Origin of the sequence: Rhodanobacter sp. B04 (genome assembly GCF_002001125.1) — a bacterium.
Classification (GTDB): Bacteria; Pseudomonadota; Gammaproteobacteria; order Xanthomonadales; family Rhodanobacteraceae; genus Rhodanobacter.
Map to the genome: position 1 here is coordinate 21,472 of NZ_MUNV01000005.1, position 15,152 is coordinate 36,623.

13 protein-coding genes are annotated in these 15,152 nt (G+C 57.5%); 8 read left to right on the plus strand and 5 right to left on the minus strand.

Annotation, left to right across the window (positions count from 1 at the left end):
• The first annotated feature begins 55 nt into the window (after positions 1-55).
• The 8 genes from B0E46_RS00120 (at position 56) to fdxA (ending at position 10,995) form a co-directional block, all read left to right on the plus strand.
• The gene (locus B0E46_RS00120) at positions 56-829 is read left to right on the plus strand and encodes a formylglycine-generating enzyme family protein (RefSeq protein ID WP_254424018.1); all 774 of its coding nucleotides are present in this window, start codon (positions 56-58) and stop codon (positions 827-829) included.
• A 2-nt stretch (positions 830-831) separates the two neighbouring features.
• A complete protein-coding gene (locus B0E46_RS00125) occupies positions 832-1,416 on the plus strand; it encodes an SCO family protein (protein WP_168170404.1) in 585 nt (194 codons plus the stop codon).
• Positions 1,417-1,568: 152 nt separating this feature from the next.
• Entirely contained in the window at positions 1,569-2,804 is a 1,236-nt protein-coding gene (ubiM, locus tag B0E46_RS00130) for a 5-demethoxyubiquinol-8 5-hydroxylase UbiM (protein WP_077439617.1), read from the plus strand.
• Positions 2,805-3,196: 392 nt separating this feature from the next.
• Positions 3,197-4,522 carry a hypothetical protein gene (locus tag B0E46_RS00135; RefSeq protein WP_077445404.1) on the plus strand — a complete coding sequence of 442 codons (1,326 nt, stop codon included), beginning with the start codon at positions 3,197-3,199 and terminating at the stop codon, positions 4,520-4,522.
• 609 nt (positions 4,523-5,131) lie between these two features.
• Positions 5,132-7,462, plus strand: a complete 2,331-nt coding sequence (locus tag B0E46_RS00140) for a cbb3-type cytochrome c oxidase subunit I (RefSeq protein ID WP_077439615.1) — start codon at positions 5,132-5,134, stop codon at positions 7,460-7,462.
• Between the two features lie 230 nt (positions 7,463-7,692).
• Complete coding sequence (gene lipA / locus B0E46_RS00145) at positions 7,693-8,679, plus strand: lipoyl synthase (RefSeq protein ID WP_077439614.1); 987 nt, start codon at positions 7,693-7,695, stop codon at positions 8,677-8,679.
• A gap of 446 nt (positions 8,680-9,125) precedes the next feature.
• Positions 9,126-10,430 (plus strand): divalent metal cation transporter, encoded by a 1,305-nt coding sequence (locus tag B0E46_RS00150; RefSeq protein WP_254424017.1) that lies wholly within the window; start codon positions 9,126-9,128, stop codon positions 10,428-10,430.
• A 241-nt stretch (positions 10,431-10,671) separates the two neighbouring features.
• Complete coding sequence (gene fdxA / locus B0E46_RS00155; protein WP_077439613.1) at positions 10,672-10,995, plus strand: ferredoxin FdxA; 324 nt, start codon at positions 10,672-10,674, stop codon at positions 10,993-10,995.
• A gap of 206 nt (positions 10,996-11,201) precedes the next feature.
• On the opposite strand, the gene B0E46_RS00160 is transcribed toward fdxA, so the two are convergent.
• From B0E46_RS00160 to tatA, 5 genes are all read right to left on the minus strand, one after another.
• The gene (locus B0E46_RS00160) at positions 11,202-11,468 is read right to left on the minus strand and encodes a DUF2249 domain-containing protein (protein WP_077439612.1); all 267 of its coding nucleotides are present in this window, start codon (positions 11,466-11,468) and stop codon (positions 11,202-11,204) included.
• Between the two features lie 86 nt (positions 11,469-11,554).
• Positions 11,555-12,316, minus strand: a complete 762-nt coding sequence (gene tatC / locus B0E46_RS00165; RefSeq protein WP_077439611.1) for a twin-arginine translocase subunit TatC — start codon at positions 12,314-12,316, stop codon at positions 11,555-11,557.
• Positions 12,313-12,897 carry a Sec-independent protein translocase protein TatB gene (gene tatB / locus B0E46_RS00170; protein ID WP_168170403.1) on the minus strand — a complete coding sequence of 195 codons (585 nt, stop codon included), beginning with the start codon at positions 12,895-12,897 and terminating at the stop codon, positions 12,313-12,315. The genes tatC and tatB overlap by 4 nt, the downstream gene beginning before the upstream one ends.
• Positions 12,898-13,026: 129 nt before the next feature.
• Positions 13,027-14,174, minus strand: a protein-coding gene (locus B0E46_RS00175) for an IS3 family transposase (RefSeq protein WP_168171101.1) whose coding sequence is annotated in 2 segments (ribosomal slippage) — positions 13,027-13,931 and positions 13,931-14,174 — 1,149 coding nt in all. Because the reading frame shifts where the segments join, the coding sequence is not laid out codon by codon here.
• Between the two features lie 27 nt (positions 14,175-14,201).
• A complete protein-coding gene (tatA, locus tag B0E46_RS00180) occupies positions 14,202-14,369 on the minus strand; it encodes a twin-arginine translocase TatA/TatE family subunit (RefSeq protein ID WP_077553710.1) in 168 nt (55 codons plus the stop codon).
• Between the last annotated feature and the right edge of the window lie 783 nt (positions 14,370-15,152).

Below are 15,152 nucleotides of genomic sequence, written 5' to 3' on the forward strand. Positions count from 1 at the left end.
TCGATCGCACCACCGTGTCGATGCCATCGGCTGTCGTCCCAAGGAGGCTATATCCGTGTCAAACCGGCTCGCCGGATGCCTGTTGCTGCTGGCGATATCGCCAGCAGCAACAGCTGCAGACTATGTGGCCATTCCCGCTGGCCGGTTTGTAAGTGCCTTGGCCATAGACGGCAGCGCCTCGCGTATCGCGATTAAGCCATTCACGATGCGGGCCGAGCCGGTGACTAACGCCGAATATCTGACCTTCGTGAGCAAATATCCACAATGGCAGCGAGGCAGAGTGTCGCCCCTGTTTGCCGGACCGCAATACCTAGCAGCGTGGCAGGGACCACTGATCCTAGGCGCCGCGGCACAACAACAACCGGTGACCAATGTCAGTTGGTTCGCCGCGCGAGCTTTCTGCGCCAACGAGCACGCGCGACTGCCTAGCTGGTACGAATGGGAATACGTGAGTGCCGCTGATGGCACCCATCGTGATGCCAGACAGGATCAGGCTCGCAACCAGACGTTGCTGTCGGCCATCCTGGCCAGTAACGGTGAGCGCCCTGGTGTGATCGGTCAGCATCACGCCAATTTCTATGGGTTACGTGATCTCAACCAACTGCTGTGGGAGTGGACCGGCGATTACGCCGCGATGTTTCCCAACGCCGATTCGCGGGTTGCTGGCGGCGGCGCCCTATTGGCACTATGCGGCGGCTCGGCGTTGGCCTTTGAAGACAAGAACCAATACGCGCTAATGATGCGTGTTGCCGCCCTGACTGCACTCAAACCCGCCGATGACGCACCGCGCGTTGGCTTCCGTTGTGTTCGTGACTTGCCTGGAAAATGACCATGCGCTTCCCTCTACATGTACTGCTGCTGATGGGGCTGGTGCTTGCTCCACCGCTGGCATTCGCTTCGCCCCCCGCTGCCACACCACTACCGAAAGACTCGATATATGGAATTCCCACCCTGATACTGCGAGATCAGCAAAACGATGTCTTCTCGTTTGCCTCACTACGTGGGGAGCCGCGTCTCGTTGGTATGTTCTACGGCTCGTGCAAAATGGCCTGTCCGCTCGAAATCGAAACATTGAAACGCATCGAGCATGCGATCGCGCAGAAAAGACCAATACCGGTGTTACTGGTGACGTTCGACCCCACGGTCGACGACGTTGCGATGCTTCGGCAAGTGGCGGACGAACATCATGTGCAAACGCCGCAGTTCCGACTGGCCCGCCCTGAAGAAGGTGATGAAGGCATGCTGGCAGGGGTATTGGGCATTGCCTACCGGCCGTTGCCAAGTGGTGGCTTCAGCCATAACGTGGTGGTGGCCCTGCTCGACGCGGAGGGCCGCGTAATTGCCACGACCGACGCCTCCGGAGCACCTGACCCAGCTTTCGTGAGAGCGATTGTCGACTTGGAAGCAAAACGCTAACGCCTTGAGGGCCGTTCGGCGCCTGCCGCGTTGACTAAACCTAGTTCGGTTACGGTTGCGTCACAGTAGCCAGGCAGGCTTGATTTACGTCAATGCCCATATGCATGCTGAAGCGTAACTTGACGGCATCACTGAGCAATTGAGAGACAGTCATGTCGTTTGATGTCGTGGTGGTGGGTGCGGGTCCTGTCGGGCTGTGCTTCGTACGCTCACTTGCTGGCAGCGGCTTGCGCATCGCGCTGGTCGAACGCCAGGACGAGGCATCCTTGAGGGCGCCACTGGACGACGGTCGCGAAATCGCAATTACCCATCATTCGCGGCGGCTATTGATTGAATTAGGTCTCTGGTCACGGCTGAGCGAGGAGGAGCTCAGCGCCTTACGTGACGCCAAGGTACTCAACGGGGATGATCACGACGGGTTGTTTTTCAGCCACGAAGAAGCGGGGAAATCGCTGATGGGCTGGCTGCTGCCCAACCATGCGATTCGTCGCGCAGCCTACGCCGCGGCGGCGGAGTTGCCTGAGGTGCGAATCGTAACTGGCGTGAGCGTAACCACAGTACGCAACGGCAGCGATGGCGCCGATGTCGTTCTCGACAATGGCGAAATCTTGCGAGCACAGCTAGTAGTGGCCGCCGACAGTCGATTTTCCAGCTTGCGTCGGGAGGCGGGCATCGCTGCCGGCATGCACGATTTCGGCAAGGTCATGCTGGTATGCAAAATGCGTCACGAGCGGGTGCATGATCAGACGGCGTGGGAGTGGTTTGCCTTCGGCCAGACTTTAGCGCTGCTACCATTGCATGATGCTCACACATCCTCCGTGGTAGTGACGCTACCACCACAGCAAATGCAAGCACTGCTTGCGCTGGATGATGCCGCACTGGGCGTCGAGATGGCCGCGCGATTCCAACAACGCATGGGCGCAATGAACGTGACCGGCCCGCGCTGCGCTTACCCACTGGTGGGCGTGTACGCTCGACACTTCGTCGCTGACCGTTTTGCAGTGATCGGCGATGCTGCGGTCGGAATGCACCCGGTCACGGCTCATGGCTTCAACTTCGGATTGCTCGGGCAAGAGACTCTGTCTCGGAAACTACGTGCGGCGAGAGCCGCCAGTGAGCCGATCTGGAACCCTCAGCTGCTGCAGAGCTACGAACGCGAGCACCGTCGTGCTACCCGCCCGCTGTATCTGGCGACGCAACTGCTGGCCAAGTTGTACACCGACGATCGCCGCCCGGCACGGGCGCTGCGCAAACTGGCGCTGGATGGTAGCGCATGCCTTGGGCCGTTCAAGCGCATGGTGATGAGCGGTCTGACCGGCGACCGCGACGGAAGTCAATCGCCTATGACTCGGATACGGAGTCTGCTACAGCGAATGCGACCGGCATAAGCTCAGACATTGCGAGGGCCCTTTCGACGCGCTGGTTTCTACGACATCGACGTCGATAAGTGGTAGCCGCTCGCCTTCCTGCTCAGCGCTCATTTGCGGGTACCGATCAGCTGAACTGAATTAGCTGGTTTGGTGCATGGCTGTTTCTTATACCGCTGATCATCGGAAGGCATATCGCTGTCGCAGACGATGCGTGGATAGCCGTACGTTGGAGAACCCGGTTTGCAGCCGCCTTCTAGTGCCGGGCTAGCGTGTCTGTGCCTGCCGATTGATGCCCTACGCAGGACACATTGTCACAGTTGATACCCAGATTGCCCGAACTTGACGCGAATCAGATCGCGTGCCACTGCGCGCTACGAAACTGCGCACACCCATCACGAGAGCCCATCATCATGCGCAACAAACTCGCCACCGCAACTATCGCAGCCCTTTTCTGCACACTCAGTTTCGGCGCGCACGCCGATACCCTCAGCGATCTGTTTACTCAAGGCACGGTGGACGGCCAACTTCGCGTATATGATTTCAATCGCGACTACGGCGTGCAGACCGCAGCGAAGCCGAATGCCCAGGCATTTTCCGCTGCGATCCTGCTCAACGCGAAGACTGCCTCGTTGTACGGTTTCAGTCTCGGCGCTTCGCTGGTGAGCGCCAATTCGTTCGAGACGCAATCGGACAACGTGAAAAAAATCGATAGCACGCTGATGGGTCCCGGCAACTCCCTCACCGCGCTGAGTCAGGCCTATCTGCAGTACCAGAACAGCTGGGTGCTGCTGAAAGGTGGCTATCAGTACATCGATACGCCGTGGCTGGGCAGTATGGATGGGCGAGTGATTCCTGCCTCGTATGACGCATTGACCGCTGACTTCAAGCCTCTCGCAGGCTGGGACATCGTTGCGCTGCGCACCTTCGGCTGGAAGAGCCGTACGTCGGACAATTATTTCGATGACAACCTCTACTACCCCACCACCTATCATGGCGACTCCCTGTACGCCGGTAACGCACCGCTGCCGGCCACGGCACCTTCGGCTCCTGGTACTTGGGCGTTGGGCTCCACCTACGTCAACGGTGGGCTGAAGGTACAGGGCTGGTACTACGACTTCATGGATTTCGCGCACATGGGTTATGCCGACGGCAGCTATGTGTTCAATACCGGCACCGGTTTCAATCCCGTTATCGGCGCTCAGCTGTTGACCGAAACAGGTGGATCGGACAACACGCTGGTGGATACCCAGGCCAAATTGCTGGGTGTAGCCGGCGATGACGTGAAGAGCCGTGCTTGGGGTGCCGATCTCGGCCTGGTCATACCGAACGGCCGCTTTGATGTGTACTACAACAAGCTGTCGCAGGAGGACGATGCCGTTGGCGATGGCGCCATCATCTCGCCGTATACAGTGGGTTGGTCCACCGATCCGCTCTACACCACCTCGATGATCCGCGGCCTGGGGGAAGCGGGTCCTGGGCACGCATGGAAGGCCAAGGCGGCGTATGATTTTTTTGGAAGCAAACTGCAACTGGTTGCCGCTTACGCCAAGTACACGACTGATCTCTTCGGCGACAGCCACGATACCTATTTCGACATCATCTACAACTTCGACGGCTACCTCAAAGGCCTCCAGCTGCGCGATCGGTGGGAACTCTCTTCCGGCGGTACGGGCAACCTGAATCCCGGCAATGGGTCGTTCACCTACAACCGCGTGATGCTCAGCTACAAGTTCTGATCATGACCGCCGCGGTGTCGAGAAAGATGGAAGACTTGCAATAACCACGCTCTGAAAGCGCCATGTGGTCGTAGCGGGCTGCGTCCATCGAGACGGCTCCGATCAACGGTTGTGACAAGAGAGTTCGGTCCAGGAAAGGAAAACGGCGGGTAATGCTCGCCGCTTTTCGTTCCCACCATTGCGTACTGCCCATGCAAAGGACTCGCTAAACCTTGACTGCACGCAATTCCGGGGAGCGCAACGATCGACACCGGCATATTCCCCTCGCCACGTGGTGTGACGAATTCAAGTCCGAATGCACTTAACTCAGCCTTCGCCTCGAACACTTAGCGCTATGCCTTGAATGGTCGCGTCACCTGCCCGGAATCGGGGTGATCAATCGACTGAAGAGGCTGCATTGCTCCGTGACCTCGATGCATAGCCATCGGCCACCCGAGACCCATTAAGGCGTTGGTCGACCTGTCAGTAACGGTGTACCTAGGCAAGCGCTGCGACATTTGCGGCGACGAGTCACGCAGTTTCGTTGCCATTCCTGATCCAGATCAGCTGGGCGCCAAGGCAAGTTGCATAGCATTTGCGTAGCCCCTTTCCGCAAACAGGAATGCATCGATGAGTACAACTAATCTCCCATATGGCCAAGCGGGTCCACAGGACCGTACCAGCAAGGTACTGATCTGGGTGCTGCTGTTCGTTACCGTTGCCTGCTTGCTGGGCATGGCCGCAGCGACCCGCAGCACGTATCAGCAGGCCGCTCCACTACCTCAGCAAATGGTTACCAGCGATGGTACGTCGGTCATGGACTATGCCGACATCGTTGGCGGCAAATCGGGCTTCCAGAAAGCCGACCTGATGGATTACGGCAGCCTGTATGGCATGGGCTCCGCCTTTGGCGAAGACTACACCGCCGAGTATCTGGTGCAGTTAGCGAAAGAAGTCCGGAACAACCTCGCCCTGACGCGTTATGGCAAGCCTTTCGATGCCGTCGACGCCGACGAGCAGGAGGGCATCACCCACGCCATGCGCAGGCAGTTGCAAGGCATCGACCTGAGCCAGCAGCAAGTCGTCCTTCCGGATGCTGTGGCCGCGGCGATTGGCACGCTGCATCCACGCATCGCCACGGCGCTGCTCACTGATGATTTCGCCAAAGGCTACACGGGTGCGCGCGCGCTGAACCCATCCAGCGCCGATCAGACCGCAAAGTTCCTACTCTATTCGTCGTTAACCACGGTCGCACGTCGTCCCGGCAAGGATTATTCATGGACTACCAACTGGCCGGCAGAACCGCTGGTCGGCAATGCCCCCACGTCAGCGACCTTCGTTTGGACGTGGGCATCCTTCACGATGGTGTTCTTCGCCATCGGCGCGGCGCTGGTGATCTTCCGTCTGTGGATCCAGCCAAAAGCCCCAAACGAAACCTTTGAACCGGTCCTGCACACTTTCATGGCACCCACGCCTAGCCAGAAGGCGCTATGGAAGTACTTCCTGGTCGTAGCAGGCGTTCTTCTGGTGCAAATCCTTGCCGGCTCGATCATGGCGCACTACTACACTGATCGCGCCAGCTTTTACGGGTTCAATGTTGGCAAATGGCTGCCGTTCGCATTCCTGCGCAGCGTGCATCTGCAAGCACCGATCATCTGGATCGGTGTGAGCTGGATTGGCGCCGGGCTGTTCCTGGCGCCGCTGATCGGCAAACGCGAGCCCAAGGGGCAGCGACTGCTCGTCAACCTGATCTTCTGGGTCTTGTTAACGATCGTGGCTGGCGCCCTGATCGGGGACTATCTGGGCATCATGGGGCTGCTAGACAAGAACTGGTTCTGGTTCGGCAACCAGGGTCTCTCATATCTGGAGTTGGGCCGCTTCTGGCAAATCCTGTTCTTCGTCGGCTTGGCCGTCTGGTGCATCGTATTGCTGCGCGCGTTCTGGCCTACCCTCAAATCGCTGTCTAGGCAGAGCGGTGGCTCGCTGTACGGCCTATTCCGTATCGAACACCTGCTGTGGATAAGCACGCTTACTGTTGCAGTGTTCTATGTGTTCGGCATGATTCCGCTGGGCTCACCCAATCCCTCGTTTTCGATCACCGACTTCTGGCGTTGGTGGGTGGTTCACCTCTGGGTGGAGCTCGCGTTTGAACTATTCACCGCCGCGGTTACCGGCTATTTCCTGATGGCGCTGGGCTTGGTGTCGCGTCAGATGGTCGAGCGTGCCGTACTGTTCGAGTGGGTCCTCATCGTGATCGGCGGTGTACTCGGTACCGGTCATCACCTGTATTGGGCTGGCGAGCCTGGACTCTGGGTCGGTGTCGGCAGCATGTTCTCCTTCATCGAGGTGCTGCCACTGGTCTTGTTGGTACTGGAGGCCATCGAGCAGCAACTTCACATCAAGCAGAAAAAGGACTTTCCGTACAAGCTCGCCTATCTCTACATCCTCGGCTCTTCGTTCTGGAACTTCGTTGGTGCCGGCGTGTTTGGAGGAGGCACGCTGAATGCACCACTGGTCAACTACTACGAGCACGGCACTTTCCTTACCCTCAATCATGCACACACATCCATGTTCGGCGCCTTCGGCCTGTTGGCGATCGGCCTGATCTACATGGTGCTGCGCTATCTCAACGGTGACCGGCCGTGGAGCGATCGAATCGGCGTGTGGGCGTTCTGGCTCTACAACATCGGCGTGGTGATGTGGATCGTGCTGAACTTCTACCCGATCGGCTGGCCACAGCTGGAAGCTGTCTACACCCACGGCTACGCTTACGCACGCAGCATGCAGTTCTACAACACGACTACCTTCTGGCAATGGATGCGCATGCCTGGTGACGTCGTATTCGCCATGGGCGCCGTGCTGATGGCTTGGGACTTCATGGCCAAATTGTGGGCGCAGCGTACTGCGGGAAAGCTAGCTGTCTTGCCATCAAGCGCGGGCAAAGCCATCAAGAATCATTGATGTAAGAGTGAATCGCCCACAAAAGAGGGCCCGCAATAGCGGGCCCTCTTTTGTGATGCGTCCATGGTGGATCACTCCATGTCGTTTTCGTCATTTGCTCATGACCACAGGATGGTGGTATCCAATATTCGGAAGAGTCATTTGTCGATCGCGGCTTGATATGCATCAGTGTTGACGAGGCGGGTAGAGGTGCAGACTGACTGCTCATCCACCGTGGCTCCATCCATCTCATGTCGAGCACTGAACCGGGCACACATATTCCCGATGGCAGCAAGTTTCTAAGTCCGCAAGGCACGCCCGCGGTCAAGGGCGGTATCAAACCGAACGCCGCCAGCGCGATGCCGGATGCCGATCGCAAACCGCCATGGCTACGCGTCAAACTGCCGGCTGGGGCACGCTACGAAGACGTGCGCCAGATCGTACACACAAACAAGTTGAACACCGTATGTGCGGAGTCGAAATGTCCGAACATAGCTGAATGCTGGGGCCGCGGCACTGCCACTCTGATGCTGATGGGATCTGTGTGCACGCGCGCTTGCAAGTTCTGCGCGGTCAGTACCGGCAATCCCCACGGCTGGCTCGATCCACTGGAGCCGATACATGTGGCCGAAGCTGTTGCGCTGATGAAACTCGAGTACGTCGTGCTGACTTCGGTAGACCGCGATGATCTTGCCGATGGTGGAGCTGCGCATTACGCCGCGTGCATACGGGCGATTCATGAGCACTCATCTCAGACGGCCGTCGAAGCGCTGACGCCAGATTTTGCCGGCAACCTTGGTGCAGTCGCTACTGTACTGGACGCAGGCCTCATCACCTACGCGCAAAACCTAGAGACGGTGGAGCGGTTGACCCATCCAGTGCGTGACCAACGCGCCGGCTATAACCAGACGCTGGGTGTACTGGCATTTGCCAAGCGTCATGCGCCGAATACTCTGACCAAGACCAGTTTGATGCTTGGATTGGGTGAAACAGACGCCGAGATCGAACGCACGCTGGACGATGTTCGAGACGCTCATGTCGATGTAGTCACGCTGGGCCAATACATGCGGCCAAGTCCACATCACTTGCCGGTGCAGCGTTTCGTCACACCAGAGCAGTTCCTCCAGTATCGCGAGTTGGCGCTGAGCAAGGGCTTTTTGGAGGCGGTTGCGGGGCCCTTGGTGCGCTCGAGCTATCGCGCCGAACGCGTGTTGGAGCACAACAATCTCGGCTTATGAAGCAGCATCTGCTGCCGGAGGCATGTCGGGTTTTCCCAGGAGTATCGACATGGACGTTCACCTTTTCCGGACGCCAAATCGAAGCTGACATGCCTGCGTCGCCAACTGCTTCTACAACCGCTCCAGGCAGTGGACCTCAGGAATAGATGTTCAGCTGAGGTAGGTAACGCCTTGGATCCACAGCGAATCCACGAGTCCCGGAATGGGCTGATTAGTCGATATCCAGAACAGCAAGTGATGAGCCGACGTCGACACTCGGCCGCTCTCGCGATGACCGACCGCACCATCGTCAACGCGCCACCATCCCTGCCCTTGCCTTCCCTCGCCATCACATTGATTAGCTCCACCCCCAACGGAAAGGAGTATACTGAAATTATAATGATTCTCATTTGTATTGAAGTGCGCTAGTCCGAATCGATATCACGACTCAATGGTACGAAACCATCGTGATCACCGACGTCTCTGCGCAGAACTTCCCTCTCGAAGAAGTCCCGTATATGTCAGCTACAGCCGTCGAAGCCCTGATTCGTCCGAAATCGCGCTGGACCCGCTTTGCCGTTGTGGCAGGTCCCGGCATTGTCGTGATGCTGGCGGATACCGACGCGGGGAGCATCATCACCGCCGCGCAAAGCGGTGCGGAATCTGGATATCGGTTGCTGCTGTTGCAGGCAGTCATGATCCCCATCCTGTTTGTAGTACAGGAACTCACGATCCGCCTGGGTATCTTCACCGGTCAGGGCCATGGCCACGCGATCAGGCAACACTTCGGGCCCATCTGGGCATGGATTTCAGTTTCAACACTGTTGCTTGCCTGTCTCGGTGCATTGATCACTGAATTGAGTGGCATCGCTGGTGTAGGAGCGCTCATAGGCATTCCGAACTGGCTCAGCATGACCATTGTGATCATCGGACTCACGTCGATGGCCTATAGCGGCTCGTACCTGTCGGTGGAACGCATTGCGCTAGCGGTCGGCCTGTTTGAATGTGTGTTTTTGTATGTCGCGTGGCAGGCAAAACCTGATATCACCGCAGCCCTCACGGAAGCGTTGAAGATGCCGCTCACCAATAGCCGATACCTCTACCTGATCGCCGCAAATATCGGCGCGGTGATCATGCCCTGGATGGTGTTCTACCAGCAGTCAGCAGTGGCCGAGAAGGGACTGGTTGCTGCCGACCTCCCCGCGGCGCGCTGGGATACAGCGATCGGATCAGTTGTCACTCAGCTCATCATGGCTGCCGTGCTAGTGGCAGTCGCTGCAACCATCGGGCGCGTTGACCCCGGACACTCTCTGGATACAGTTCAGAAGATTGTGCAGGCGATCACGCCCTTTCTCGGCGAACGGACAGGAACACTGTTATTTGCGCTAGGCATGATCGGCGCGGCGCTCGTCGCGACCATCGTCGTCACCCTTACGGCAGCGCGCACCCTCGGCGAAATCATGGGCTACAAACACTCGCTCGCCCAGCGCCCGCAAGAGGCTCGGTGGTTCTATGGCGTGTACACGGTGACCTTGGTCCTGGGAGGCCTTCTAGTGACCTCTGGCGTTGACCTGGTAAAACTCAGCGTTGGGGTACAGGTCATGAATGCGCTGCTGCTGCCTATCGTCCTCGGCTTCCTTTATACGTTGGCCCGACGGGCACTACCGGAACCATATCGCCTCAAGGGGGCTTATGCCGTTGTGGTGGGCATCATGATGGCGATGACCGCCGGACTTGGTCTATACGCAGGCATCATCGGGACGCTGACTTGAGTTCGATGGGTTTCCAGAGGGCCCTTACACACGTCTCAATGCTTGACTTCAATCAAGGCGCCTCTCAAGTCCACTTGGCAAACTGCACACCATGACCCATGGTTGCTCATGCTCGACGGCTCGGTGCGGTACTCATGGCGAGCCGGGGGTCTGTTCGTCTACATCACACCAGTTATCCCACAGCACATCACACGCATGATGCTATCCGACCAACGGGTTTCAGCCCGCGAGGACCAAATTCGTGACCCATGTTGTCACCGAGAATTGTATCAACTGCAAACATACCGATTGCGTTGAGGTGTGTCCGGTGGACTGCTTCCACGAGGGGCCCAATTTTCTGGTGATTGATCCCGACGAATGCATCGACTGCACCCTGTGTGTGGACGAATGCCCGGTTGGTGCGATCTTTCCTGAATTTGACATGCCTTCCGGACAGGGAGGCTTTCTCGCGATCAATGCTGAACTAGCACGCGAATGGCCGGTACTCACCAGCAAGATTGCTGCCATGGAGGATGCCGCCGAATGGGACGGCGTGCCGGACAAACTACCCCTACTCAAGCGCTGAACGGTCAAAAGAAAAGCGAACGGCTTTGCAGTCACTTGATATGGGCAACGACCTCGGCGAGCTAGCTAATAAAGTGTACGCGCGGAGAGCGCCCGCTCGATCCGTCAATAAGGAACACAGGCATTGTTGAATAGCAAAGATCCCAGACGAAGTAACCGCCTTTGGCTCCTAGCCGCAAAACGCCGATAGTTCGTGGGCCTGCCGCCTCACTCGATCGGCAGACCGGTAATGCCGAAATCAATCACCGTGATATCGGGATTACTTTGCCGATAGGTGACCGTCAAATTATCGCCAAGGCGCTCGCGCAATTGGGCGATGAGCGGGAGCGGATCGTGATCGTTCACGAAACGCATTGTTTCACCGGAACGTAAAACGCCGATAGCACCAAAGATCGCCGAGTGACGAAAACGGCGTGCAACACCGCGGGCATCAAAAGTATGAACGTTAGCATTCGTGGAGGCTTCGAAGGACATGATGTTGACACCCTACTGAGGAAAGTTACCTCAACATACGCCGCCGCCCGCTCGGTACCACTGATTTAGATCAAACGATCCATCGGTTACTTCAGCTGGCGCCTCTCCTCACGATTACGTACCAGTGCTGTCGAGACGAAAACGCCAATCTCGTACAACAGAATCATCGGAATGGCCAGCATGATCATCGACAACATGTCGGGTGGCGCCAGCACCGCAGCGACTACAAAAGTACCGACGAAGACGTAGCGCCGTACAGCTCGCAGCTTAGCGGGTGTCACGATGCCTAACGCTGCCAGCAGCACAACTGCGACGGGAACCTCGAAGCAAAGACCAAAGGCGAAAAACATGGTCAGCACAAAATCGAGGTACTTCCCAATATCTGTCATCATCGACACCCCTGTCGGAGTGCTCATGGTTAAGAAGTGGAATGCTGCGGGAAGAATCAGGAAATAGGCGAATGCGCAGCCCGCATAAAAGAGCAGTACAGCGGACGCCAACAGCGGCAGAGCGAGACGCTTCTCGTGACGGTATAACCCCGGACTGACGAAGGCCCACAGCTGATAAAGCACGGCTGGCATTGCCATGAACAGCGCGACGACAAATGCCAATTTAAGTGGGGTGAGAAACGCACTGGCCACCTCGATCGCAATCATGTGCGAACCATGTGGAAGACGTTCCATCAGTGGTTGTGCAAGCCAGTCGTACAAGTGCTTGGAAAACGGCAGAACAACCAACAGCACGAACAGCACGCTCAGGATCGCTTTCAGCAGCCGCCCACGCAGATCTAGCAAGTGAGCCATCAACCCATCCCTGCCCTTGGTTCCAATTGGCGATGCGGCGATCATCGGATCGTCGCCGGGACAGTGATAGCGCTATTGAGGGATTCGATGCGCATGGCCGCAGAACGGACGTCAGCCACGGCTGCACGTAGTTCATCGCAGGCGTCCACCGTTGTATTTCGAATACCGTCCGCGGCGAAGGCAAGTTCACGTAAGGCCTGCGCCAGCTCCGTCGGAGCCTCGCGATACTCCTTCGCCATGCCATCATCCTTAACCACCGGGGACATAACATTCTCGGTGGCAGCGAGTTTGGCCGTTGCCGCGCTCTGCCAGGCTTGTGACATATCGCTGGCCTCATTCCAAAAAACCGTGTTCGATGCACGAACATTTTCAACCGTCGACTGAATATCTTCGACGAGTGGTGTCACCGTCGCCTGGACACCGGTAGCCACATTGGCAATGTCATCCCTGATCGATTGCATTTCAAGCTCGCGCGTGACATCGGCCTGAACGTCGGCCCAGACGGAACGGGCACGCCGCGCCATCGCACCGACGGTGCGTGCAACTCCCGGCAGACGCTCGGGACCAAGCACGATCAACGCCAGCACGGCAATCAGAAGAAGCTCATTGAAGCCGATTCCAAACACAAGGCTACGACACGCGTTCGCGTTCGGCGTTCTTGACTTGCGCGGAGGTATCTACAGGAGGGTCGGCCTTTAGCTGCTCGGACGGGCCGGTTTCAACACCACCTGGTACGCCCCCGCTTTCGTAGACGGTTAGCTGCTGGATTTTGAGTTAGCCGCCTCGAACATCATTGGCGCAAGGCCACCCAGATGTCCATGTCGGCGTTGCCGGTTGTAGAAAACCTCGATGTAATCGAACACATCGCTGCGTGCTTCCTCGCGACTGCCGTAGACGCGGCCTCGCACGCGCTCCTTCTTTAGGCTGCTGAAGAACGACTCCGCCACGGAGTTATCCCAGCAGTTGCCACGTCGACTCATGCTGACCTCCAGGCCGTGTTCGCGACAGAAGCGACGCCAGTCATCGCTGCCGTATTGCACGCCCTGGTCGGAGTGAATCACCACGCCGGCTTCGGGACGTCGCCGCCAAATCGCCATCAACAACGCATCCATGGCCAACTCGCGCGCCAGGCTCGATTTCATCGACCAACCGATGACTGCGCGCGAATACAAGTCGATGACCACGGCCAGATACAGCCAACCTTCGGCCGTGCGCAGGTACGTGATGTCAGTGACCCATGCCCGATCAGGGTGCTCGACGTTGAACTGGCGTTGCAGTCGATTGGGTGCGACGACTGCCGGCTTGCCGCCCTTGTAACGACGACGAAGCGGTGAGCGCACGGAACGAAGGCCGTGTTTTCGCATCAGACGCTCCACGCGCTTGCGACTGATGTGTTCGCCGGCCTCGGTCAAGTCACGATGCACGTTGCGGCTGCCATACACGCCACCTGAGGCGAGGTACGACTCCTCGATGTGCACCATTAAGCGTGCGTCTTCCTTCGCGCGTTCTGACAGCGGTTGCTTCAGCCATGCGTAGTAGCCGCTGCGCTCGGCCTTGAGCACGCGACACATCGTGGCGACGCGAAACTGCTGACTATAGGCCTGCATGAAGGCGTACTTCGCCCTTACCCCTTGGCAAAGTACGCGGCGGCCTTTTTTAAAATGTCGCGCTCCTCTTCAGCGCGACGTAGCTCAGCACGCAGCCTGGCGTTCTCTTGCACCAGGTCGACTTCCTTCTGCGCTTTGCGTGCATCGCGGCTGACGCCGCGCTCACGAAGCCATGCATAGAGACTGTGCGATGACATACCGAGTCGCTCGGCCACCTCCGTAACGGGGTAGCCACGCTCGCTAACCTGTTTAACCGCTTCAGCCTTGAACTCGTCAGTGAAACGCTTGCTGGTCATAGATCCTCCGATCCTCAATAGACACTATCAGGTGTCTACGGAATCGGGGGCGTACCAACCCTTCATACCTTTTTTGAAATCACGAATGGCCGCGCCAAGATCGCCGCCAGCATTGCGTAACTTTCCGGTGCCAAAGAACACCAGGACGATGACAAGCACCAACACCCAGTGCCAGATACTATCAAGACCAAACATAGATCACCTCACAACTTGCAGCGCTAAATGCGCGATGCGGTTGATTTCAATACTTCGACGAGACTGCGTTCACCCCGATGGGAGGTCCATCAATCCACTTTTTAGCAACATGACAGCGCGGTCTGTAACTTTATCCACGTGATATGGAACCCGCTACAGGCCGTTGACAGCTGCATCACTTTTCCCCTCGGTGGCGTTCGACGGATGATTCCAGTCAATACCCTCACTCTCCTGCAAAAAAAGTGCTCCAGTCGCAGTTCATTTCCCGGCCGTAGCACATAGGCAGGGAAATATCGCGTCGAATCAAACTTCAATGGTTTATCGCTGCTCTTCAAACAGGCCTCACTGCGAGGTCCGGATGATGCTTCGATATACATTCCGCATATCTCGCAAACGTCATCTTTCAAAATGGCCACGGGCCTCTGGGGTGGTAGGGATTGATGGTCCCCACAGCCGACGAGAAGGAAGACGAACGCGAGGCTCGTACATCTTGCAATAGCGGCCTTCACGTCGAACTTCACACTTCCCTGTGGCGAAAAATGGAAGGTCAACGCTTATCGTCGCCGAGAATCACGTGAACCTGCCAAGACAAGCCTTCCATGGCGCTCATGCTAGGCCTTGACGTAATCAATCATATTGACCTTTGTCAACTGGCACGCACCGGCACGAATGGCAAAGTGTCACAGGCGCCCAAGGCTCCTGGATCTCGCTGGGCCCAAATACGCAAATCGTCAGCCCCGATTGATACTACAAAGTTTCGCACTGAGCCGAATGGCGTGGTTA

Excerpts from the sequence above, each read along its gene's own strand:
- lipA (WP_077439614.1), top strand. The coding sequence starts at position 7,693 with ATGTCGAGCACTGAACCGGGCACACATATTCCCGATGGCAGCAAGTTT.
- B0E46_RS00135 (WP_077445404.1), top strand. The coding sequence starts at position 3,197 with ATGCGCAACAAACTCGCCACCGCAACTATCGCAGCCCTTTTCTGCACA.
- tatC (WP_077439611.1), bottom strand. The coding sequence starts at position 12,316 with ATGATCGCCGCATCGCCAATTGGAACCAAGGGCAGGGATGGGTTGATG.
- ubiM (WP_077439617.1), top strand. The coding sequence starts at position 1,569 with ATGTCGTTTGATGTCGTGGTGGTGGGTGCGGGTCCTGTCGGGCTGTGC.
- tatA (WP_077553710.1), bottom strand. The coding sequence starts at position 14,369 with ATGTTTGGTCTTGATAGTATCTGGCACTGGGTGTTGGTGCTTGTCATC.
- B0E46_RS00125 (WP_168170404.1), top strand. The coding sequence starts at position 832 with ATGCGCTTCCCTCTACATGTACTGCTGCTGATGGGGCTGGTGCTTGCT.
- B0E46_RS00140 (WP_077439615.1), top strand. The coding sequence starts at position 5,132 with ATGAGTACAACTAATCTCCCATATGGCCAAGCGGGTCCACAGGACCGT.
- B0E46_RS00160 (WP_077439612.1), bottom strand. The coding sequence starts at position 11,468 with ATGTCCTTCGAAGCCTCCACGAATGCTAACGTTCATACTTTTGATGCC.